This window comes from Neobacillus sp. NPDC097160 (genome assembly GCF_044762155.1).
In the GTDB taxonomy this organism is placed as follows: domain Bacteria; phylum Bacillota; class Bacilli; order Bacillales; family Cytobacillaceae; genus Neobacillus.
This window is the reverse complement of record NZ_JBIWDU010000006.1, coordinates 69347-93435: the sequence shown is the minus strand read 5'-3', so window position 1 is coordinate 93435 and position 24089 is coordinate 69347. Positions and strand designations below refer to the sequence as shown.

Genomic DNA, 24089 nt, shown 5'->3' with positions numbered 1-24089 from the left:
ATACCCTGACATAAATAAGAGACACTAGCAAAGCTAGTGTCTCTTTTATAAATTTTAAAATTAACGAAGAAGTTGTAGAACTCCTTGTGGTTGTTGGTTGGCTTGCTTTGCCGCTATGTCTTTCAATCATAGAATAGACTATATCTTCACCCTGAATTCTAGGGGCTGGGCACTTCGAACAGCTATTGCTGCCCTACGAGATTCATAGTCATAGTTTTCACCTTAGACCGTGTTCTCTAGTCGTTGAACCTTCTCCAGAGTTTCCTCACAGGAGCTTGGATGCTGATTATCCATTGTAACATCCTCATCATTTTCACACCTTCACGCTGACCGTTTCCAGTTACGTTGTGGTTGATGAAGCTTTAGGAAGTTCCAGCAATTCACCCAGTTATACTCTAGCTCGTTACCAAGCTAGACGCCCTTCTAATCATTATCTCAAGAGTTGTAATACTCCTTGAGGCATCTGATTAGATTGAGCCAACATTGCTTGTGCTGCTTGAGAAAGAATAGAGTTCTTAGTTTGGTTCATCATTTCTTTCGCCATGTCTACGTCACGAATACGAGATTCCGCAGCAGTTAAGTTTTCAGAAGATGTGTTCAAGTTGTTGATTGTGTGCTCTAAACGGTTTTGAACAGCACCAAGTTTTGAACGTTCAGATGAAACAGATTTAATAGCTGAATCCAATGATTTTAAAGCATTAGATGCTCCAGCTTGAGTAGAAACATCTACACCAGAAATCCCTAAAGCTGCTGAACGCATATCATTAATACCAAAAGTAATAGTTTGACCTTTGTTAGCACCAATTTGGAAAGTCATTCCGCCATTGCCAGATGCGTCTGTTTGAGCTTGACTCAATCCTAGGTCTGCAACAGCTGTCTTACCTGGTTTATCGCTAAGCGTTACTGGGCCACTCTCACTTAAGATTTCAAATCTACCATCTTTTGTAACATTTACTTTAACATCAGCAATATATCCTGGGTCCGCTGAAGAAGTAGCCCCTGATACTCCATTAGCAGCAAGTATTGCAGCATTGATGTCAGTCTGCATTTGAGTAGCTATAGTTGACATAGCTGAATTGTTCGCATAATTAGCTCCAGGTGTTACTTCCATACTAACTCCATTTATACTTACATTGTACAAATCAGTAGTTGCTACAGCTGTTCCATTATAAACACTTGTTCCGGCAGTTGTACCAGCACCACCAGCTGTCATAACTTTTAGAACACCAGAAGCTCCTGCAGTTACTTTAGAATCAGTACCTTTAGTTCCACTCTCAACAACTAAGTTTGTACCATCACTGTAAGCATTAACATGTGCTATATTTTTACCTGATGCATCAATTGCTTCATTGATTTTTTGACCAATCAACTCTGCAGCCTTCTGCATACTATTAGCATCTGTGTCCGCTGCTGTAAGTACAGCTTGTTCCTCTGCACTTAAATTCTGCCAATTAACATCTATAGATGTTCCATCAACATTAATTGTTTCTTTTACAAAATCAGTTCCAGCAGTTGCATTTGTAACTGCACCACTTATTTTACCAGCTGTCTGTTTTGCTACTATTGCTCCTGTAGTAGAATTCTGTCCAACAGAAGCCCCACCAGCAGATTTCAAGTTACCATTTAATAATTTCTGTGTATTAAATTCTGTCGTATTACCAATACGATCAATCTCTTCTTTTAACTGCTTAACTTCATCTTGAATCGCTTTACGATCTTCAGCAGTGTTTGTTCCATTTGCTGATTGGTCAGCTAGTTCACGAACACGTTGAAGGATTGAGTGTGTTTCGTTTAATGCACCTTCAGCTGTTTGAATCATTGAGATACCATCTTGTGCGTTTGCAGATGCTTGGTCTAATCCGCGGATTTGCGCGCGCATTTTTTCAGAGATTGCAAGACCAGCTGCATCATCGCCTGCACGGTTGATACGAAGGCCTGAAGATAATTTTTCCATTGATTTTGTTTGTCCAGTTGATGCAGTATTCAACTGACGCAATGTGTTCATTGCTGTAAGATTGTGGTTAATTTGCATTATTACTTTTCCTCCCTATTAATGAAACTAATTTTGTTTGGGATAATTCCCGTTTTAAAAATATCTATAATAAAACCCAATGGGTCTATTATCAAAATAAAAATAACTAGAATTGAATTTTGATAAAATTAAAATCTAAATACATTTTGATCTGTAGATAAGCGTTTCCCTTTGTACAATTCTTCTCGGAAAATCGTAATTTCTTTTGGTGCATCAATGGCAAATCTAAGCAGTCCAGAATTTGTTTGGAGAATCGTTACTTTTATGAAATCTCCAATTATTGTAGTGGGGTGGATTATTCTAGCCCCTCTATTTAACTTAGTAAGGCTTCCTTCATTCTGCTTTACTTGAGTTACACGAAGGTGTTTTGGTGCGTCAATGGCCAATCGCAATTTTGAACCCATTTGTAGAACAGTAACTTTAATGACATCGCCAATGATTACGGATTGTCCAATTTCTCTGCCTACAATTAGCATTGTGCTTTCCTCCAAAGGTTCATTTGCATTAGCAATTCTACTTATCAAGTCATTCTTTTGGAGTTTGTTAATGACTTTGTTTTTTCTTCTTACAACCAAAGGATTTACTTTGTATTTATACTTATCGGTCAATCAAACAATTTGTTTAGTAACTTCCGGCAATTTGTTTTAAGTGTATTTACCAAATGAATACCTTTGTATATATTCTTATCGGCGCATCAAACATTTAGTTTAGTCTTATTACCATTTAGTTTATTAACCTATTTTCATTTTTAATTCCTTTGTATTTATTATTATCGGAGTATCAAACAAATTGTTTAGCCTCTTACTCAAATATTTTTTATTGGAATAAAAAACATCGATAGAAAATAAAAATTCCACCAATAACAGCTAGTACTACCAATCAATCTTTCTTACTACTTTTCATTAAAAAAGTCATCCCACGATGGAATGACCCTTTTTATCAAAAATGAAATTATTAGTTGTTAAGTTGATTATACCAAAATGAACTCTGGTTATTTAGTTGTTGCAATGCCTTTTCCATGGCATTGAATTTCTTCCATAACATTTGCTCTTGTGCATTAACACGGTCTTGAGTTTTAGCGATTCGTTTATCGAGATCCGAAGCCTCTTTTGCCAAATCACTATTTATCGAACTTGTCCCCGGTGAACCAGCCTTTACTTTTAATTGTGATAAAATATCATCAATACGATCATAAACTCTAATTGCCAAGCCACTATTTTTGCGTTTGTCATTACTTGTTATGGTTGTATCTTTTGGATCATCTGTATCGAACCTGTTGGAAAACAATTTTTGAATATCAGTCAAATTACTTGTTAATAGAGATTTTAGTTTCGCTTCATCTAAAACTAATTTCCCATTGTCTCTATAATTCGTGCTTGTTGTAATTCCGATTTTTGAGAGCGAGTCAAAATCTGTATTTATCCCAACTCCCTGAACCGTTTCACTCAAACTGGTACGAAGCTGTGTAAGAAATTGGCGTATCGCGGGATCATTTGCTAATAAACCACTTTTCGCTTTATCCTCCCAGAGCTTAATATCCGCTTCTTTCATATCCTTTTTTTGTGCCTCAGTTAACGGTTGATAGTTTCGGTTTTTACTCTCTCCAAGCTTGTCATTTAAATCTTTTATTAGCTCATTATATTTATCAACAAAGGTTTTAAGTTTGTCAAAAATCTTATCTGTGTCTGCTGCTACACTCACAGAAGCGGGGTTATCCTCTGAGATTGCTGATTTTAATTTGATTTGCACACCATCATATGTAAATGTGTTATCGGATATAGTGATTTTTGTACCATTGATAACAACAGACCCCGATTTAGCGGGTTGTCCGTTGGAAAAGGTGCCCGCAGAAAATTGCTCAAGTGGGTCAATAGCATTGGTATCGCCATTCGTTATTCCCAATAGATTTTGCGCATCAGGATTTGCATTTGTTACTTTGATGGGTTTACCATCACCAGCCTCAGTACTAGTAAAAACTATAGATCCTCCAACAATCGCAGCATTGACTTTTGTGACATCACTTTTAGAATTAATGAGTGCGATTGCTTCATTAAATGAACTCGTTTTAGGTATTTTAATAGTACCAGTACCATCACCAGGATCATTTAAGGTAAATATAAAGTCTCCACTATTAACATCAGCATTTGGATCGATTTTGCCCGATCCATTAACGATTTTGGAATCAAAACTAACTGAACTACCCGTAGCCGGTTTTACAAGTTCTGCATTAGAAATAGTAAAGTTCATTCGTGTAGAAACACCCGCCATTGAAACATCAATACTTGTATTGCTCGATGTCGCTTTTTGCGCATTAAACGTACCTTGCAGTCGTAAATCTTGCATCGCGTCTCTGAAGCTTGCTATTTTCGTATTGATTTCCCGGTAAGCATCCGTTTTCCAACTGTTAAGTATTTTCGATTGTTGTAGTTTGTCTAGAGGGATTTTGTTTACTTTCATCATGTCACTGACTAATTTTTCAGTATCCAAACCAGATGCAAGTCCAGAAATATGTGTTGTTAAGTTAACCATATCATGTCGCTCCTTTATCAAAGTTTTTTATTAATAGCATTTTTATTATCATGCTGACAAAAATCATCAAAATAAACAGTTAATATTATTTGTCGGAAGAAAAAGAGAATAGTTTAAGGTGAAATTAACTGGTTCGATTAAACCACTAGAAAACTATGCAAAAAGCCGCAATCACCTAGCAGTCATTCAGCAGGTAGCGGCCAATTCTAAAAAATCACTTCAATATATTATTCGCAATCCCGGACATCTGATCAGCGTAGGAAACCGCCCTAGAATTTAATTGAAATCCGCGTTGCGCTATCATCAGATCTGTCATTTCTTTCGACAAATCCACATTCGATCCTTCTAAATAACCAGTTGATATTTGCGCCTCACCAGGGGTCATCATTCTCACATAGTTAGCCGCAGTTGCTCCATTAGTTAACGCGCTAGGATCAATCGCAAATTCATTATTCCCGGCATTCTGTAAGACATGCGGATTTTGAATATCGACAATGCCAACCTGCTGCGCTGAAAGGAATGCTGCGCCTTGCCCATTTTTATTTTTAAGCTGAATTTGACCTGTAGAATCAATATTTACCTCATATTGACCATCCAGTTCAATCGGCTTTCCATTCTGATCTAGCAAGAAGCCGCCATTTGCATTGACTAAATGATAGCTCCCCGGTTTATTTGCATCGGGACTTACATGGAAATTCCCATCTCGAGTAAACCTCACTTCGTTTGCCCCACCAGCGGTCGCAGATGGATACCCTACCTGGAAAAAACCATTTCCGGAGATCATCAGGTCAAAAGGATTGCCAGTTTGAATCGCTTGTCCTTGATCCATATCCAGTTGAGTTAGCCCTGTGCGTGTGCCATAACCAACTCGCAAACCATTTGGTGTAAGCCGTCCGATTTCCTGATTTGTCCGGCTTTGATTGTTAATTTGCGAAGCTAAAATCTCAGAAAAGCTTTGGTCCTTGCGTTTAAATCCGGTCGTGTTTACATTGGCAACATTATTTGCGGTCGTATCAATTTTTTGTTGGTATGCTTGCAATGCACCGGATGAGATAAATAATGACGTATTCAATTTCCTTATCCCCTATTCTTAACGTTATTTATCGCACATCAACAGTCTCACTGGTAGAGACTTCACGTTATCCGTTGATCTTTCCAATCGAGTATAGCTGCTGCAAGGAGTTATCATAAACGCCAATCACCTTTTGATTTGCCTCATACCCTCTGATTGCCATCATCATATCCGTCATCGTTTGGCCGGTATCGACATTTGATTGTTCAATGAAACCTTGATGAAGAGAAACCCCAGGGTTGGTACCTCCAGCGTCTTGGATAAATGGCACCGGATTCGCTGACTGGAATACATTTCCTCCTACCCTGCGAAGATCGAGTGGATTTTGCACCACCGCGATGCCAATCTGACCGGCCACCCTTGTTTTAGAAGGATCACTAGGATAAGCAATCAACTGGCCATCCGCGTTAATGGACAAATCCTCTTTTGAAATACTATCTGTGATCGTGACCGGTGTATGATCCGCCCCCAATACAAGATACCCTTCTGAGGTGACAAGATGACCATTTGCGTCTAAATCGAACTTCCCATTCCGTGTGTAGCCAACGGTACCATCAGGCATCTGAACGGCAAAGAAGGCAGCCGGCTTCACTTGCCGGCCATTAATCATTTGCGTAGGAATCCCTTGATCTTCAATCGCTAGGTCCAACGGATTAGACGTTTGAACGAGTGACCCTTGATTGAAACTTGGTATTCGTTCCTGTGTATATACTCCGTTAGATAGTTCTCCAATCCGAACCGCCTGTCCAGGTAATTGGAAGGCGCCGGCAGCTTGGACGTTTCCGTTTTCACTAAAGTCGCGAATGCGTTGCAATAATAGTTTTGGGAACGCCCGCTGGACCGCGTCATCCTTCTTATAGCCAGGTGTTTGCGCATTGGCTAGATTATCGGCTAAAGTCTCTTGTTTCCGTTCCAATGCAAACATTCCTGATGCTGCAGAGTACAAACCTCTTATCATGATTAAACCCCTTTCTTAAGTACGTGCTTGAGCAGCCAGTTGTAAAATGAAGGCTACTTCGCCGGAGCCTTTTTCAAGCTCCTTGGCAATTTGATCGACGGAAAGCCCTTGAGCCTGTAAATCAAAAATTTCCTTATAACGATCATTTAATAATAAATTCTGACCAGTGTTTGATTTCCTAGTAGCCTCTATTGATGCCTCCAATGCTTCCCTATCGCTCCGCCATTGCTCGGTCTCCTGTTGAAAGGTTTTACGAAAGTGATTTACGGCTATTTTTAACTCAGTAATTTCACGGGTTATTTGTTTTTGATTTTCGTTCATTTTTTGTTGTAATTTCTGCTGGGGTTCAAATTTATTGTTGAAGGAGACCCGAATAGCCAAATAAATCACGCCAATCAAATTGAGGCCTAACAGGATTTCAATTACATATTTTTGCACTTATTCGCTCCCTTTCTGTTTTTTCTTATGCAGCTAGAGTAAAGTAAAGTAAGAACCATGACATATTTGCCTTTTAAGTAAGGAAATACTACGTATAAAGGTTGATTAATAAGCCTTTAATTTCTCCAATTCGTTCCAATATAGAAAGACCGGCATTTTGTTGATTTAATACATGGTCCGTTAGTTCCATCAATTTGCGGTCGAGAACTTGAACCGTTTTCAGTGTTTGATTTCCACCATACGGATCCCAGCTGTCTGTTTGGTACAAACCCACCCCATTTTTTGTGACTTCGCCGATAAATTGTTTGACTAGGGTCTTGTATTTACTAAGTTCATGAAATGTTGGCTTTTCGCTTAGCACTCCCCCTTGCTGGTCAATATCTTGCATCAGTTGATGGAGGTGATCCTGGGTGAGTTCTTTGGAATAGGAGTTCATAATTCTTTGAAATGATGCTGTGTTGCTGGAAGAGCGGTCGGTTGTTGAGAGTCTTGGGTCAGCCATGTTCGTCCTAACCGGTTCTTGTATTTTCAAATGATTTCAACCTCAGCTTTCCGAATAAATATTACTCTATCTATCCTATCAAAATAAATCAAAATAATGAACTAATTATACCGTAACTCCTCACAAAATTCATTAGAAATTACTGAATATCTTTCTTGTAATAATAAGTATCTTTTGTGTGTACTGAGACAAAGTTACTCTCAAAACTTGAGATTGACTCTGCGTGTCCTAAAAATAAAAAACCATCATTTTTTAAGACTGTATGAAAACTCTCGATTACTTTTTTTATAATCTCTTCGTTAAAATAGAACAAGACATTTCGGCAGAAAATAAAATCGATTTGATGGAATTTGGCATACGAAGGATACTCGGTCAAGTTAAACTGTTCAAAGGAAACCATTTGTTTAATTTCATTTATCACCTCATAGCCAGCTTCTGTTTCAAAAAAATACTTTTTAAGATATTCCTTATTTTCCGGTAGTCTTCTAAATGCCAAAGAATTCTTTGGATAAAATCCTTTTTTTGCGTGATCCAATACCTTTTTATTTATATCGGAAGCGACAATTCTGACGCGATTACCTGTTGAATATTCTAATTCATGCGCTAAAATCGCAAGAGAATAGGCTTCATCACCCGTTGAACAAGGGATACACCACACATTGATTTGTTTGCCTGTCTGTTTCTTTAGGAGATTCTGAAATTCTTCTAGTTGGCTGAATTCTCTGAAAAAGTAGGTTTCATTTATCGTGATCTGGTCCACTAGTTTCTCCCATTCGATCGGGTCTATCTGTAAATAGACCAAATATTCTTCCAATGTTACCACCAATTCTTTTAGCCTTCTAGATACTTTCAATTCTAAATTTGCAAGATTCGTAGTGAAATCAATTCCGCAAAATTCCTTAATTGTTAAAGCTAATTCCATAAGTTTATTTATCAAATGATCTCTTCCTTTTTAAGCTGGAATCTGAAAAAACCCTTCCCCGAACAATGTGGAAACGTTCCATCCTTTAAGCCAATTATTTTAGATTTTCCATTTTTTATATTTAAATCAAAAAGATAAATATATATCCCATACTACCATAATTTTTCAGATTAAATTCAAACTTTTTGATCGTTTTTGTGATTTTTATATAACTTTATTAGTCTCTGTTGGTTTTTTATAAAAAGTTCCTCCACCAAACACGCCGGAAGCAAATCTGGTCCCTCCAGATTTTTTAGGGGTTAAATAATAAAACGCCTCCGCAAATTTCTGCGAAGGCATTTTATCCTATTACTCTAGTTTGGCAATTTGTGTATTTACTCCAGTGATAGCCTGGACTACCTCGTCAACTTCTATGGTTTCCGTTTCAATACTAGCATTTAATCCCTCTGTTTGTTTCTGTATGTTTCCAACTTCTAACGCTATTTCCTGACCGTATCTTGCTTGGTCATTCGTCGCTATCCTCATTTGTTTGACCATTTCTTTCATACCACTAATATTGCGAACGATTTCTTCAGCAGTAAGGGTCTGTTCCCTGGTGGCGTTTGTCACAGAGCTGGTTTGGGTGGTGACGTTTTCAATTGCTTCGAAAATTGCACGACCACCTTTCGCTTGTTCAATTGTTGCTTTACTGATTTGTTGTACTTGTTCTTTAATATTTGTAATTCCTATTACAATTTCATCCGCAGTGATTGATTGCTCTTTAGTAGAATAGGTCATTTCTGTTGCTTGCTCCGTAAAATCCTCAACCACTTTTGTGATGTCCTCACTATTCTTTATTTGTTCTTCCGTGGCTTTGGCAATTTGGTTCATTTCGTCAGTCACTTGGGTAATGCCTGTAGAAATTTTCTTAATTGCTTGGTTCGTTTTTTCCGCCAATTGATTGCCAACTTCTACTTTTTGTTCCCCTTCTTTGATGGAGGTGACGGCAATAACCGTTTCATTTTGAATCCCTTTGATGAGAAAGGCAATTTCTTTTGTAGCCAGAGTAGAACGTTCGGCAAGTTTACGGACTTCTTCGGCAACTACCGCAAACCCTTTTCCGTGTTCTCCAGCACGTGCGGCTTCAATCGCGGCATTTAGCGCTAATAGATTCGTCTGATTGGCGATATCATCAATGACTTCGATTATGCTGCTGATTTCTTCCGAACTTTTCCCTAAGTTCTCCATGACATCACTTGCATGGTTAATTACATGTGAAATTTCTTTCATCCCAGTTAAGGTTTCATTCAGAGAGGCTATACCTTCTATAGCATCATTTTTAACAGAGTTGCTAAGTTGGTTAACCGTATGTGCACTGTCTGCCACTTGCTGGATTGAAACGATCATTTCCTTGACTGTTTCGGAAGATTGTACAGCCGTAGTAGTTAGATTTACTGCATTTTTGCTTACCCCTTTAATGGACTTGCTCAATAATTCAATCGCCTTTGTAATTTGTTCCACGCCTGCTCCCGCATTCCCTACGTTAATCGCTACTTGTTCAATTGAAACGATCATTTCTTGAATAGCTGCAGAGGTTTCTTCGGCAGAAACGTCTAAATGATCTGCACTTTCCGCTACCAAATTAATAGATGCACTCATTTGCTCCACTGCTGCGGAAATTTCATCCACACCAGTTGCTGTTACATTCGTGTTCCCCGCTACCTGTTGAATGGAGGCAACTAGTTCACTTACAGATTCATTTGCTTTATTCATAGAAGCATCTAATTCTTGCGCACTGCTAGCGGTTTGATCAATCGATTGTTTAATTCCAGTGACAGATTTAGTGGTAATTTCGACATTTTTCACAACTCCAATAACCGAGCGCGAGATTACTTTTGCCATCAGGAATGCGATAACTACACCCAAAAGCGTTGAAACAGAAGAAATAATAATGATTAGGGTCTTGCTTGTATGTGCGGATTTTGAAGTTTTCTCCGAAGTTTTATCCAAAGCCTGTTCTCGATCAGTCTGAATTGCCGCTAATTGAGCAACTGCCTTTTCACCAATTGGACCACACTTATTAAACACCTCTGTAAACCCTTTCATATCCATCGCCCTTGACCTTTCCATAGCAATAGGGATCAATTTTTGATATTCATTAAATTGATGTACAAATTCATCAAGTCTTTGTTGGTCTTTTTTTTCTTTTAACATCGGGCGTAAAGTCTTTAAATTTACGTTAATTTGTTTAATATCTTCATTTAAAAATTTCTCTGACATATCCATCGTGGCTTGGTCATATGCTGTTCCGTGCTTTGCAACGAATAATCTTACCCGCGTCATATTTACGGTAAGCTTTCCGATTGTTGTTACTCGAACAACTTCCTTGTTGGTAATTTCATTAATAGAATTGGACATTTTATTTATGCTTATATAAGAACTAACACTAATCACCAAAAGTAATAATAAAATAGCAATAAAACTAGCCCATAATTTTGTTTTCATCGACAATTTAGTTATCATCCCTTTTTCCTCCCATTTGACTCACATATCTCTCATACTATCATTTTTCTTTTGATTAAATTCAAACATTTTGGTAGATTTTGTGTCTGTTTGATTTTTATATTTAGGTGTAAAATACAAAAAACATTCGCAAATTTTGGAGGGCACTGAAAAAGTCACTTTAAATTTAGGTGCTTTAAACTTGTCTGTTGATTTCCACTCCATTCACCGAGTTTTTATATTAGGCTTTATTTTAATAAAAGGTATAATTCCTCTAATAATAAGGGGATTATACCTTTTTTGTTGTATAATTATAGGTAATCAATTTCAAATGTTGGCATACAATTGCAAGGTGCCATGGCAATATTTACGGTGAATTTAAAAAGAATATTGAATCTAATAGATCAAAAATAGGAACATAATAGTCCCGATGACTGAAAAAAGACGACCTTAAAATTCTCAAATGTGAATTTTAAGTCGTCTTTTTTTAGTCTTGCTTTAGAAATTTTCGAAAAACCGAAGGTTTTTCAGTGCCCTCCAAATTTTGCGAATGCATTTTATCCGATCATCCTTTTACTTTAGTTTTACAATTTGTGTATTTACTTCTGTAATTGCTTGAACTACCTCTTCTACTTCATTTGTTTGCGTTTCAATGCTAGCATTTAATTCCCCGGTTTGCTTCTGAACATTTCCAACCTCTAAAGCGATTTCATGACCATATCTTACTTGGTCACTTGTCGATATCGTCATTTGTTGAACCATTTCTTTAATACTGCCGATATTGCGGACGATTTCTTCGGCAGTTAGAGCCTGTTCCTTAGTAGCATTTGTCACAGAACTAGACTGGGTTGTAACATTTACAACTGCATCGACGATGGCCTGGCCACCTTTCGCTTGTTCAGCCGTTGCCATGCTAATTTGCTGAACCTGTGTTTTTGTATTTGTAATCCCGATGACAATTTCTTCTGCTGTAGTTGATTGTTCATTTGTAGTATACGTCATTTCTGTTGCTTGCTCCATGAAATTCTCAATTGCTTTGGTGATGAATTCGCTATTCCTTGATTGCTCATCGGTGGCTTTGGCAATTAGATTCATTTCCTCTGTCACTTGGGCTATTCCTTCAGAAATTTTCGCAATTGCTAGATTCGTTTTTTCAGCCAGTTGATTACCAACCTTTACTTTATGAGCTCCCTCTTGGATAGAAGTGACAGCAACAGCCGTTTCATTTTGAATCCCTTTGATTCGAATAGCAATTTCTTTAGTTGCTGTAGCGGACCGTTCCGCAAGTTTCCGAACTTCATCTGCCACAACCGCAAATCCTTTTCCCTGTTCTCCTGCACGTGCCGCCTCAATCGCAGCGTTGAGCGCTAATAAATTCGTTTGATCGGCGATGTCATCAATGACCTCGATAATGCTGCCGATTTCTTCAGAACTTTTCCCTAAGTTCTCCATTACATTACTTGCTTGGTTAATCACTTGTGATATTTCTTTCATCCCATTTAAAGTTTCATTTAGCGAAATGGTTCCTTCAAGGGCATCATCCTTAACTGTGTTGCTAAGTTGGTTGACTGTTTGCACACTGTCTGCCACTTGCTTGATTGAAACGACCATTTCCTCAACCGTTTCCGACGATTGTTCAGCAGTCTGGTGCAAACTAACGGCATTTTTGCTAACCCCATTAATGGATTTACTCATTAATTCAATCGCTAAAGAGATTTGTTCCACACTTGCACCAACATTACCAGCATTTCCAGCAACTTGTTCGATAGAAGCTATCATTTCCTGAATCGCAGAGGATGTTTCTTCGGCAGAAGTATCCAAATGATTAGCACTTTCTGCAACTAAATTAATGGTAGCACTCATTTGTTCGATCGCAGCGGAGATTTCATCGACGCCGGAAGCTGTTACATTTGTGTTCCCTGCAGCCTGTTGAATAGAAGCAACCAGTTCGTTAACAGATTCGTTTGCTTTGTTCATCGATGCATCTAATTCATGGGCACTGATAGCCGTTTGATCAATAGACTTTTTAATTTCAATAATGGAATTATTGGTGATGCCTACATTTTTTACAACTCCTGAAACAGAACGACGAATTAGTCTCGTGATAAAAAATGCAATTAAGATGCTAAATAAAACAGCAACAATAGAAACAGCAATAACTTGTTTTGTAGATTGAGATGAGGTTTGCTCAGTAGTCTTGATGACTGCATCTGCATCATTTTCGATATTTTTAGCAAGCTTATCAAGAGAAATAACCGTTTTCTCTCCAAGAGGAGCCATTACCTCCAACTGTAGATGGGAAAATTCATAATTGTTGCTTTTAGAATCTTTAAAGAAAAATGGAATAATAGCTGCATAACCTTCAAAGTTTTTCCTGAACTCTTCTAATAATTTTTCATCTTTATTAGACTGATTTAGTTTTTCCATTTCATCTATATTGTTTCTTATCTTCACTAAATCCTCATTAACAAACTTCTCCATTTTATCTTTATCTTGCAGATTTTGTTCAAATGCATGTTGGGTAGAATATAGTCGTATACGGGTGAACTCCTCTTTTAAATTTCCAATCAATTTAATCTTTTTCACTTGTGTATTTCCTAAATAATGCGTTTGATCACTTAAATCGTTAATATTTTTGTAAGAAACAAAAGTGATTGCTGCTAGGAATAATATGATAATAATATAACTGCCCCATTGTTTCATATTCATTGACATTTTAAATGATCGTTTACGGAAAACTTTATGTAATACTTTACGATACCATTTATTTACCTCTTTTCTTGGCTCGTTGCTCGTTGATTTATTTGATGATTTTCTCCACATGTTTTACCATCTCCACTTCCGGATGAAAATATATGAAAGGCGCCTTCGCATTTTCTACGAAGGCGTTTCATCACATACAATTATTTAAGTTTTTCAATTTGAGTATTTACGTTAGTAATTGCATGAACTACTTCCTCTATTTCTTTTGTTTGCGTTTCAATGCTATCATTTAACTCTTCCGTTTGTTTCTGGACATTTCCAACCTCTACGGCGATTTCTTGGCCATATTTTGCTTGGTCATTTGTAGCAATCGTCATTTGTTGGACCATTTCTTTAATATTACTAATATTTCGAACGATTTCTTCGGCAGTAAGTGCCTGTTCTTTCGTTGCATTGGTCACCGAGCTAGATTGGGTTGTGACATTTTCAATTGCTGTTACGATTGCTTGACTGCCTTGTGCCTGTTCTGATGTAGCAATACTAATTTGGTGAACTTGTTCTTTTGTGTCATTAATCCCTCTGACAATTTCTTCGGCTGTGATTGATTGTTCTTTTGTAGATTGCGTCATTTCTGTTGCTTGTTTCGTTACATTCTCAACCGCTTTAGTGATAAATTCGCTATTTTGCGTTTGTTCTTCCGTCGCTTTGGCAATTTGGTTCATTTCTACAGTCACTTGGGCAATCCCTTCTGAAATTTTCTTGATTGCTTGATTCGTTTTTTCAGCCAATTGATTCCCAACATTTACTTTCTGCTCCCCATCTTTGATAGAAGTAACAGCAACAGTAGTTTCATTTTGGATGCCTTTGATTAGGACGGCGATTTCTTTTGTTGCTTTTGCAGACCGTTCGGCTAATTTACGGACCTCTTCGGCAACAACAGCAAATCCTTTTCCATGTTCTCCAGCACGTGCAGCTTCAATCGCAGCATTGAGTGCCAATAGATTGGTTTGTTCTGCGATATCATCAATGACTTCGATAATGCTACCAATTTCTTCAGAACTTTTCCCTAAGTTCTCGATTACATCACTCGTTTGGTTAATCACTTCAGAGATTTCTTTCATCCCATTCAAGGTTTCATTTAGAGAGATTGTTCCTTCAAGAGCATCATTCTTAACAGAGTTGCTGAGTTCGTTAACTGTTTGCGCACTTTCGGCCACTTGCTTAATGGAAACAACCATCTCCTCAACGGTTTCAGATGTTTGTTCAGCAGTATCAGTCAAACTAACTGCATTTTCGCTAACCCCTTTAATGGACTTGCTCATTTCTTCAATGGATGAAGAGATTTGTTCCACACTTACACTCGCATTCCCAACACTTACCGCTACTTGTTCGATTGAAGCCATCATTTCTTGAATAGCAGAAGATGTTTCTTCAGCCGAAGCATCTAAATAATCTGCACTTCCAGCAACCAAATTAATAGAAGCACTCATTTGTTCCACCGCGGCGGAGATTTCATCCACACCAGTAGCTGTTACATTGGTATTACCTGCAACCTGTTGAATAGAGGCCACCAGTTCGCTTATGGAATCGTTCGCCTTATTCATAGAAGCATCTAATTCATGTGCACTGATAGCCGTTTTATCAATAGATGTTTTTATTTCAGCTACCGAATTAGTAGTGGTATCTACATTTTTTACAACTCCATTAACTGCACGGCGAATAACTCTCGTAGTAATGAAGGAAATTAAAATGCTAAATAGAATAGCAATAATAGAAACCACAATAATTTGATTTACTGAACTCACAGAATTTTGTTTAGATTCTTTGACCATCATATCATTGAATTGGTCGATCCCAGCTCCAATGATATTAAGTGAATTGTCAGCTTTATCAGCGTAACTTGTCACTAGAAGTAACTGTTGTTGGATACTGTCAAAATTGTAACTTCTAGAATATTGGAAGAAAGATGGAGTATTTTCCATCAATTTTTCAAAGTTTTCACTGAAAGTTGCAATATCCTTTTTCGTTTCAGCAGTAACAACAAAATTATCCAGTACTTTTATATCTTTTCTAATTTGATTGGCGTCATCTTTTATTAGACTCTCAGCTTTTGCTTTATCTTCTTCATTTGTCGTAACCGAATGCTTGACTAACTCGTTACGAATTTGCGCTTGCTTTACTTTTATATCTCCCACTAATTTAATTTTCGTAATTTGTTCATTCCCTAATTTATTTATAATTCCACTTAAATTATTAATATTTTTATAAGAAACAAAAAATATAAAAGCTAAGAATAAGATGATGATGAGATAGCTCCCCCACTGTTGTACGCTCATTGGTATCTTCATTCTCATCTTATTTGGTGCTTTACTTGATGTTTTACTTGATGTTTTACGAAACATTTAACTTTCTCCTTCTGATTCTAATAATTCTTAACGAACTAAAACTCATCTTTTATTTTTTTTAATTCATCTAAATTCGTTGTGTCTTGTAGTAACTTTTCAATTTCTAACAGGATTAATAATCGATTGCCTTGTTTAGCAATTCCTTTCAGATAAGAAATATTTTTTTCCTCCAATAGATTGGGGTGTTGAATCGTGTCGGAAGTAATATCCAACACATCCGTTGCCGCATCGACCACAAGTCCGATTTCTTTATCACCAACCTGAACGATAATGATACGCATATCATCCGTTAGTTTTATTGTCTCCCCTGTTAGCGCAGTACGGACGTCAACAATAGGTGTCACTACTTCTCGAATTGAAGTAACTCCCAGTACATGGGGCTGCCGATTTGGATAAGGAGTAATGGCCTGCATTCGTTCAATAGAGACCACTTGATTGATATGTACTCCATACTCTTCCTTGCCGACTTTAAAAATGAGTGCCTTAAAATCTTGAAAATTGATTTGGTCCATCATATGAACCCCCTTTTCTTCATTAATAATATAGACCCGCTCCATTCAATAAATTACTATTTTCAGTCAGTGGTAGATTTCATTAGTTCTGCTAGCTTTATTAAAATAATCAATCGCCCTTCGACTTTGGCAATACCTCTAAAATAGTCGGCATTAAAACTACTGGAAGAAATCATTTCAATTGACTCAGGTTCCACATCAATCACATCACTGGTGTGATCAACAATTAATCCCAAATCAATATCCTCATATTTTACGATAATTACTCGTGTATTTTCAGTGTATTGTGCTTGTCCAAGGTTTAGTTTACTTCGAAGGTCAATAATCGGATTGACCTTTCCGCGAAGATTGATCACGCCTTTTACATACGATGGCGCATTGGGAACTCTGGTAATATGATCGATTCGTTCGATGGACTGCACTTGATCAATGTCTAATCCGTACTCTTCTTCTCCCAATTTAAAGGCGACTATTTTCAACATTTTCATTGAGAACGACCTTCCTTTCTATTTGATAAACTGATTAGAATCTATTATTAACGCGACTTCTCCGTTTCCAAGAATTGTTGCTCCTGATATAGCAAACAGGTTGTTTAAGAAACCTCCTAAAGATTTCAAAACTACCTCTTGCTGTCCAAGAACAGAATCAACCACTAACCCTACAGTCTTCGCTCCCTTTCGAACTATTACTATATAAAGCTGTTGTTCGTTGAACTCTATTTCGCATGAAGGTACATAGAATACATCATTTAAATAAACTAACGGAACAACTTGTCCACGGAACTGAATTACTTTTTGTCCATGCAGGTTTGAAACAGTATCTGGTGAAACCATCGTAATTTCCACAATCGAACTAAAAGGAATCGCGTAGGTTTCATCCTCCACCTTCACTAACATTGAATTAATGATTGATAAAGTTAGCGGCAGCTGGATGTGGAATATTGACCCTTGCCCTGGTGTCGAATCAATACTGATTACACCACCCAAAGATTCAATTTTTGTTTTCACAACATCAAGGCCCACACCACGTCCGGAAATATCTGATATTTTATCGGCCGTACTAAATCCGGATGAAAAAATTAAGGCATAAATTTGTTGATCTGTAAGCGATTTTGCTTCTTCTGACGATATGACGCCGCGCTCAATCGCCTTGCTCATCACTTTTTCACGGTTAATGCCCTTCCCATCATCAACCACTTCAATAAACACATGATTTCCACCGTGGTAGGCTTTCAAAAAAATTGTACCTTCTTCGTTTTTATTACTAGCTTTTCTTTCCTCTGCAGACTCAAGTCCATGATCTAGGGCATTTCGGAGGAGGTGGACCAATGGGTCTCCGATTTCATCAATGACTGTACGATCTAATTCTGTTTCTGCACCTTCCACCACTAATTGAACTTTCTTATTCAGTTCTTTTGCCAGGTCTCGCACCAGCCGAGGAAATCTATTAAATACCTGCTCTACAGGAACCATGCGCATGTTTAAAACGAGATCTTGCAGATCTGTTGATATTCGGGTCATATGCTCAACTGTCTCCGTTAGATCAGAAAGCCCTGATTTACGAGCTATTTGTTCTAGTCTTCCTCGGTCAATGATCAATTCACTGAATAAATTCATTAAATGGTCCAGTTTATCAATATCTACACGAATCGATTTTGAACGATGTTTTTTCTTGCTATCAGCCGAATCTTCTTTGTCTTGTGATTGGTTTATCTGACTTGGTTTATCAACGTCTTTTTCCAATACCATTTCTTGGTGTATTCGCTCTGATACGATGACTTCTTTGACTTCAGAGACATTTGCTAATTGTGTTTGAATCTCTTGCATCTCACGCTGTGACAACAGCAAAAGAGAAAATGAATCGCCAAAATTCTCTTCTTCTATTTTTTCTACAGTTGGATGGGTCTGAATGATTTCACCAAGTTCCTCGGCAACTTGAAATACCATGTAGGCCCGTACCGATTTCATCACACATCGATCATCTAATGTTACCGTGATTTGAAATACTTGGTTGCCAGTCAGCCTTGCTTCATTGATTACTGTATATTGATACTCATCAATCACTAGCTCCGCAGCAACAGCCACCTCAAGAGAGGCATCAAGAACGTCTGCATGATGCAAGCTGGATGGATTTTGAATTTGTTCTAGCTGTGATACGATATCCACAACATTTTCTTTTCCATCGCCACCCTGCTCGACGCTTTCTACCATTTTTTCGATGAAATCTACACACTTAAAAATGGCATCCATTATTTCTGTTGTGATAGCCAATTTGGAATTACGGAGAAGATCCAAAACGTTTTCCATTTCATGAGTCAATGACGCCAGGTCATCAAACCCCATCGACCCAGCCATCCCTTTAAGCGTGTGGGCTGACCGAAAGATTTCGTTAATAATACTCGTATTATTGGGCTCCATTTCCAGTTTTAACAATTCATCGTTTATTGCTTGCAAATGATCTTTTGATTCTTCGATAAACATTTCTAAATAATTACTTAAATCCATTTTAAACTCCCCTCGCAAATCGCAGACAATAGTGATTTAATATTGTAAAAGTGGTATATTAACCTCATATTACCATATTTTTTGACTCATCACTCAAATTATTTTGATAGTTTTATTGGATTTTGTCTTTTTTTGATAATTACATTAAAGTTTAGTGGTATTTTTGATAAAATTCTCTTTCTATCAAAAAAGTGAGTCAAGCGTCCATTGATAAAACACCTCCGCCAATTCTGCGAAAGTGTCTCATTCTCTACGTCAATTATTTTAGTTTTTTAACTTGCTGATTTACATCATTGATTGCGTGTAGCACTTCTTCCACTTCTCTGGTTTCTGTTTCAATTCCAGCTGTTAATTCTTCTGTTTGTTTATGAACGTTTCCAACCTCTAAGGCGATTTCTTGGCCATATCTTGCTTGATCATTCGTGGCAATCAGCATTTGTCGGACCATTTCTTTAATATTGGCGATATTTCGAACGATTTCTTCGGCAGTTAGAGCCTGCTCTTTTGTAGCACTTGTCACAGAACTAGATTGGATGGTAACATTTTCAATTGCAGCTGCGATTGCTTGACTCCCTTGTGCTTGTTCCGCCGTTGCCATACTTATTTGTTGCATCTGTTCTTTACCTTCGATAATGCCTTTAACGATTCCCTCAGCAGTAATTGCTTGTTCTTTTGTTGATAGCGTCATTTCTGTTGCTTGTTTCGCTACATTCTCAACCACTTTTGTGATGAATTCGCTATTCTTTGTTTGTTCCTCAGTGGCTTTGGCAATTTGGTTCATTTCCTCTGTTACTAGGACTATACCTTCAGAAATTTTCTTAATTGCTTGATTTGTTTTTTCCGCCAATTGATTTCCTACCTTAACTTTCTCTTCACCTTCTTTGATAGAAGTGACGGCAACAGCGGTTTCATTTTGAATATCTTTGATTAGGACAGCAATTTCTTTTGTTGCTTTTGCGGATCTTTCAGCTAATTTACGTACTTCATCGGCAACAACCGCAAATCCTCTTCCATGTTCACCCGCGCGTGCGGCTTCAATCGCGGCATTAAGAGCTAAAAGATTGGTTTGATCAGCGATATCATCAATAACTTCGATAATACTGCCAATTTCTTTGGAACTCTTTCCTAAGTTGGCAATTACATCACTTGCCTGATTAATCACCTGAGAAATTTCTTTCATCCCATTTAATGTTTCATTCAGTGAGATTGTTCCCTCAAACGCATCATTCTTAACGGAATTGCTAAGTTTGTTAACTGTATACGCACTGTCTGCTACTTGCTTAATCGATACGACCATTTCCTCAACCGTGTCAGAAGATTGTTCCGCCGTTGTAGTCAGATTAACTGCATTTTCGCTAAACTCTTTAATAGATTTACTTATTAACTCAATTGCCTTAGAAATTTGTTCTATACCTGTACCCGCATTACCAACGTTAATCGCTACTTGTTCAATAGAAACCATCATTTCTTGAATAGCTGAAGAAGTTTCTTCCGCAGAAGTATCCAAATTATCTGCACTTTCTGCAATTAAATTAATCGAAGCGCTCATTTGTTCCACCGCAGCGGAGATTTCGTCCACACCAGATGCAGTCACGTTGGTGTTCCCTGCTACCTGGTGAATAGAAGCAACCAGTTCGCTTACAGAATCATTTGCTTTATTCATAGAAGCATCTAATTCTTGTGCACTATTAGAGGTATTATCAATAGCCTTTTTAATCGTAGCAACGGAATTAGTTGTGACTTCTACATTTTTTACAACTTTAGTAACAGATTGACGAATAAGTCTGGTCACAAAGAAAGCAATTAAAACACTAAAAAGTACGGCTACAATAGAAACGATAATAATTTGATTAATGGAACCTGATGCATCTTGTCCAGTAGTTTTAATCATCTCATTATTGCTTTTTTGAACACCTTTTGCCAATTCATCAAGTGAGATGGTGGCTTTTCCTCCAAGTGCTGCTAATAACCCCATTTGCGCATGGACTGTTTCATACTCATTACTTTTAGATTCTTCAAAGAAAGTTGGTGTAAGGGCAACAAATTTTTCAAAATCTTTGCTGAATCCTTCTAGTAATTCATTATTAATTTTTCCATTAGTAGATTGGTTTAGTTTTTCGATTTCTTTTATATTTTTTCTTACCTTTTTAACATCTTCGGCCATAAATTTCTCGATATTTTCCTTATCCTGCGCGTTAGCCTCATACGCGTGTTTGGTTGCATAGAGACGAATATTGGTTACCTCTTCTTTCAAGTTACCAATTAATTCAATTTTTGGCACTTGCGTATTTCCTAAATAACTCATTTGAGAATTTAATTGGTTAATATTATTGTAGGAAACTAAAGAAATAGTACCTAAAAATAATAAAACGATGATAAAACTGCCCCATAATTTCACATTCATAGACAATCTATTTAACACTTTTCTTACTGCTGGTCTAAATGCCTTGCTTGATACGTTAATTGACGGTATTTTCAACATTATTTACCTTCTCCCCCGAATAGAATCAAATGACCTTTTATATTTCTTGATATATACCTCATTTTACCATGATTTTTGATCTTAAATCCAAATTATTTTGATAGTTTTAAATTTTAGATTCCTTTTCGTTCAACTTTTTTGGAATAACTCAGAATTTTGATTAAAACAGTAGGGGTCTTACAACTCGTTAAACAGGTCAAAAGGCTCTTTTCCATCAAACAGGTTTTTAACTCTTTCATATGATAAAACGCCAGCGCAAATTTTGCGAAGGCGTTTCATCACATCTCTCAATTATTTTAGTTTTTCTATTTGTATATTTACATCAGCGATTGCGTGTACTACCTCTTCCGCTTCTTTCGTTTGCGTTTCAATGCTAGTATTTAATTCTTCCGTTTGTTTCTGAACATTTTCAACCTCTAAGGCAATTTCTTGACCATATCTGGCCTGATCACTCGTCGCTATCGTCATTTGTTGAACCATTTCTTTAATACTTCTGATGCTTCGAACAATTTCTCCGGCTGTTAGGGCCTGTTCTCTAGTTGCATTAGTTACTGAGCTGGTTTGGGTTGTGACATTTTCAATTGCGTCTACGATGGCGATACCGCCTTTTGCTTGTTCAGCCGTTGCCATGCTGATTTGCTGAACTTGTTTTTTTGTATTAATTATGCCCGTGACGATTTCTTCAGCCGTAATTGATTGTTCTTTTGTTGAATAAGTCATTTCTATTGCTTGGTCCGTAAAATTTTCAACCACTTTTGTGATGAATTCGCTATTACTCGTTTGTTCTTCCGTGGCTTTGGCAATTTGGTTCATTTCCTCTGTCACTTGGGCAATACCTTCAGTTATTTTCTTAATAGCCTGATTCGTTTTTTCTGCCAGTTGATTTCCAATATTAACTTTATCGGCACCTGTTTTGATTGACGTGACGGCAACAGCCGTTTCAGTTTGAATCCCTTTGATTAAGACTGAAATTTCTTTTGTTGCCATTGCAGAACGTTCGGCTAGTTTACGCACCTCATCTGCAACAACCGCAAATCCTTTTCCATGCTCTCCGGCACGTGCAGCCTCGATCGCGGCATTGAGTGCTAATAGATTCGTTTGTTCAGCGATATCATCAATAACTTTGATAATGCTGCCAATTTCTTCCGAACTTTTTCCCAAGTTCTCCATCACATCACTTGCTTGGCTAATCACCTGAGAAATCTCTTTCATCCCATTCAATGTTTCATTCAGCGAGACAGTTCCTTCAAGGGCATCATTCTTAACAGAATTACTAAGTTGGTTGACAGTTTGCGCACCGTCAGCCACTTTCTCAATTGAAACGACCATTTCTTCAACCGTTTTAGATGATTGTTCAGCAGTCTGGTGTAAACTAACAGCATTTTCACTAACCGCCTTAATAGATTTGCTCATTAATTCAATTGCTAAAGAGATTTGTTCTACACTTGCACCCGCATTACCAGCATTTTCAGCCACTTGTTCGACAGAAACCATCATTTCTTGGATAGCAGACGATGTTTCTTCCGCTGAAGCATCTAATTGTCCAGCACTTTCTGCAACTAAATTAATTGTCGCACTCATTTGTTCAATCGCAGCAGATATTTCATCTACTCCAGTTGCTGTTATATTGGTGGACCCCGCTACCTGTTGAATAGAAGCAACAAGTTCGCTTACAGAATGGTTAGTTTTGTTCATGGAAGTATCTAATTCCTGTGAACTATTGGTGGTTTGATTAATTAATTTTTTAATTTCACTAACAGAATTTGTGGTAATATCAACATTTTTTACTACTCTGATAACAGCTCTACGAATGAGTCTAGTCATTAGGAATGCTATAAGAACACTAAAAAGAGAGGCTATAACAGACAGGATTAATACTTCATAATTAAACTTATTTGAATCTTGGACGGATGCTTTGAGGGTATCATTGGCACCTTTTTGGGCAACCATATTGAGGTCACCAAGTGAAGTGAAGATTTTTTCTTCCTGAGTCGCCAATAACCCTATTTGTGTATGTATTAAGTCATAATTGTTGCTTCTAGATGTCTCAAAGAATGATGGAAGACTTCCAACATATTCTTCAAAGTTTTCACTGAATTCAGTTAATAACTTTTTATCTTGAGTAGAAAGGTCTAGTTTATCCATTTCTTTTATATTCTTTCTTACCTTTGTGATATCTTCATTAACTACCTTCTCCATGTTTAATTTATCAGCTTCACCACGCTCAAATGCCTGTTTCGTTGAATATAAACTAATACGGGAAAAGTCTTCTTTTAAGCTTCCTACTAATACAATCTTTGGTACGTCCGTTTTTCCTATATATTGAGTTTGATCTCTTAGGTGGTTTACATTATTATAAGAAACATCTGTTACCACTACAAAAAATAAGATCACGATGATATAACTGCCCCACTGTTTCACATTCATTGAAACTTTTCTCAACATTATTTATCTCTCCTTTTTTAGCCTCAAATACCTTCCCATGATAAATATATACACCTCATAATAGCATAATTTTTTACATTTTAACCAAACCTTTTTGAAGTCTT

At 37.3% G+C, this 24089-nt stretch carries 16 protein-coding genes; all 16 read right to left on the bottom strand.

Annotated features, from left to right (window positions below):
* Positions 1–430: 430 nt before the first annotated feature.
* On the bottom strand, positions 431–2032 hold the full coding sequence (locus tag ACIQXV_RS10220; RefSeq protein ID WP_402958447.1) for a flagellin N-terminal helical domain-containing protein: 1602 nt from the start codon (positions 2030–2032) through the stop codon (positions 431–433).
* A 128-nt stretch (positions 2033–2160) separates the two neighbouring features.
* Entirely contained in the window at positions 2161–2508 is a 348-nt protein-coding gene (locus ACIQXV_RS10215) for a carbon storage regulator (protein ID WP_402958445.1), read from the bottom strand.
* A 478-nt stretch (positions 2509–2986) separates the two neighbouring features.
* Positions 2987–4561, bottom strand: coding sequence for a flagellar filament capping protein FliD (fliD, locus tag ACIQXV_RS10210; protein WP_402958443.1), 1575 nt, complete (start codon positions 4559–4561; stop codon positions 2987–2989).
* Positions 4562–4775: 214 nt separating this feature from the next.
* Positions 4776–5633, bottom strand: coding sequence for a flagellar hook-basal body protein (locus tag ACIQXV_RS10205; RefSeq protein ID WP_402958441.1), 858 nt, complete (start codon positions 5631–5633; stop codon positions 4776–4778).
* A gap of 67 nt (positions 5634–5700) precedes the next feature.
* Positions 5701–6591 (bottom strand): flagellar hook-basal body protein, encoded by an 891-nt coding sequence (locus ACIQXV_RS10200; protein WP_402958439.1) that lies wholly within the window; start codon positions 6589–6591, stop codon positions 5701–5703.
* Between the two features lie 15 nt (positions 6592–6606).
* A complete protein-coding gene (locus tag ACIQXV_RS10195) occupies positions 6607–7029 on the bottom strand; it encodes a DUF6115 domain-containing protein (protein WP_402958437.1) in 423 nt (140 codons plus the stop codon).
* An 88-nt stretch (positions 7030–7117) separates the two neighbouring features.
* Positions 7118–7561: a YaaR family protein gene (locus ACIQXV_RS10190; protein ID WP_402958435.1), complete on the bottom strand. Its 444-nt coding sequence runs from the start codon at positions 7559–7561 to the stop codon at positions 7118–7120.
* 109 nt (positions 7562–7670) lie between these two features.
* Entirely contained in the window at positions 7671–8468 is a 798-nt protein-coding gene (locus ACIQXV_RS10185; RefSeq protein ID WP_402958433.1) for a CheR family methyltransferase, read from the bottom strand.
* Positions 8469–8801: 333 nt separating this feature from the next.
* Complete coding sequence (locus ACIQXV_RS10180; protein WP_402958432.1) at positions 8802–10955, bottom strand: HAMP domain-containing methyl-accepting chemotaxis protein; 2154 nt, start codon at positions 10953–10955, stop codon at positions 8802–8804.
* A gap of 552 nt (positions 10956–11507) precedes the next feature.
* A complete protein-coding gene (locus ACIQXV_RS10175) occupies positions 11508–13757 on the bottom strand; it encodes a methyl-accepting chemotaxis protein (RefSeq protein WP_402958430.1) in 2250 nt (749 codons plus the stop codon).
* Positions 13758–13837: 80 nt separating this feature from the next.
* Positions 13838–16039, bottom strand: a complete 2202-nt coding sequence (locus ACIQXV_RS10170) for a methyl-accepting chemotaxis protein (protein WP_402958429.1) — start codon at positions 16037–16039, stop codon at positions 13838–13840.
* 38 nt (positions 16040–16077) lie between these two features.
* Entirely contained in the window at positions 16078–16557 is a 480-nt protein-coding gene (locus ACIQXV_RS10165; protein WP_402958427.1) for a chemotaxis protein CheW, read from the bottom strand.
* A 59-nt stretch (positions 16558–16616) separates the two neighbouring features.
* Positions 16617–17042 (bottom strand): chemotaxis protein CheW, encoded by a 426-nt coding sequence (locus tag ACIQXV_RS10160; protein ID WP_402958425.1) that lies wholly within the window; start codon positions 17040–17042, stop codon positions 16617–16619.
* Positions 17043–17060: 18 nt separating this feature from the next.
* Complete coding sequence (locus ACIQXV_RS10155) at positions 17061–19058, bottom strand: chemotaxis protein CheA (RefSeq protein ID WP_402958424.1); 1998 nt, start codon at positions 19056–19058, stop codon at positions 17061–17063.
* Positions 19059–19317: 259 nt separating this feature from the next.
* Positions 19318–21540, bottom strand: coding sequence for a HAMP domain-containing methyl-accepting chemotaxis protein (locus tag ACIQXV_RS10150; RefSeq protein WP_402958422.1), 2223 nt, complete (start codon positions 21538–21540; stop codon positions 19318–19320).
* A gap of 291 nt (positions 21541–21831) precedes the next feature.
* Complete coding sequence (locus ACIQXV_RS10145) at positions 21832–23985, bottom strand: HAMP domain-containing methyl-accepting chemotaxis protein (RefSeq protein WP_402958420.1); 2154 nt, start codon at positions 23983–23985, stop codon at positions 21832–21834.
* Positions 23986–24089 lie beyond the last annotated feature (104 nt).

Excerpts from the sequence above, each read along its gene's own strand:
- ACIQXV_RS10145 (WP_402958420.1), bottom strand. The coding sequence starts at position 23,985 with ATGTTGAGAAAAGTTTCAATGAATGTGAAACAGTGGGGCAGTTATATC.
- ACIQXV_RS10165 (WP_402958427.1), bottom strand. The coding sequence starts at position 16,557 with ATGATGGACCAAATCAATTTTCAAGATTTTAAGGCACTCATTTTTAAA.
- ACIQXV_RS10220 (WP_402958447.1), bottom strand. The coding sequence starts at position 2,032 with ATGCAAATTAACCACAATCTTACAGCAATGAACACATTGCGTCAGTTG.
- ACIQXV_RS10150 (WP_402958422.1), bottom strand. The coding sequence starts at position 21,540 with ATGTTGAAAATACCGTCAATTAACGTATCAAGCAAGGCATTTAGACCA.
- ACIQXV_RS10180 (WP_402958432.1), bottom strand. The coding sequence starts at position 10,955 with ATGATAACTAAATTGTCGATGAAAACAAAATTATGGGCTAGTTTTATT.
- ACIQXV_RS10160 (WP_402958425.1), bottom strand. The coding sequence starts at position 17,042 with ATGAAAATGTTGAAAATAGTCGCCTTTAAATTGGGAGAAGAAGAGTAC.
- ACIQXV_RS10200 (WP_402958439.1), bottom strand. The coding sequence starts at position 6,591 with ATGATAAGAGGTTTGTACTCTGCAGCATCAGGAATGTTTGCATTGGAA.
- ACIQXV_RS10175 (WP_402958430.1), bottom strand. The coding sequence starts at position 13,757 with ATGTGGAGAAAATCATCAAATAAATCAACGAGCAACGAGCCAAGAAAA.
- ACIQXV_RS10170 (WP_402958429.1), bottom strand. The coding sequence starts at position 16,039 with ATGTTTCGTAAAACATCAAGTAAAACATCAAGTAAAGCACCAAATAAG.
- ACIQXV_RS10215 (WP_402958445.1), bottom strand. The coding sequence starts at position 2,508 with ATGCTAATTGTAGGCAGAGAAATTGGACAATCCGTAATCATTGGCGAT.
- fliD (WP_402958443.1), bottom strand. The coding sequence starts at position 4,561 with ATGGTTAACTTAACAACACATATTTCTGGACTTGCATCTGGTTTGGAT.
- ACIQXV_RS10155 (WP_402958424.1), bottom strand. The coding sequence starts at position 19,058 with ATGGATTTAAGTAATTATTTAGAAATGTTTATCGAAGAATCAAAAGAT.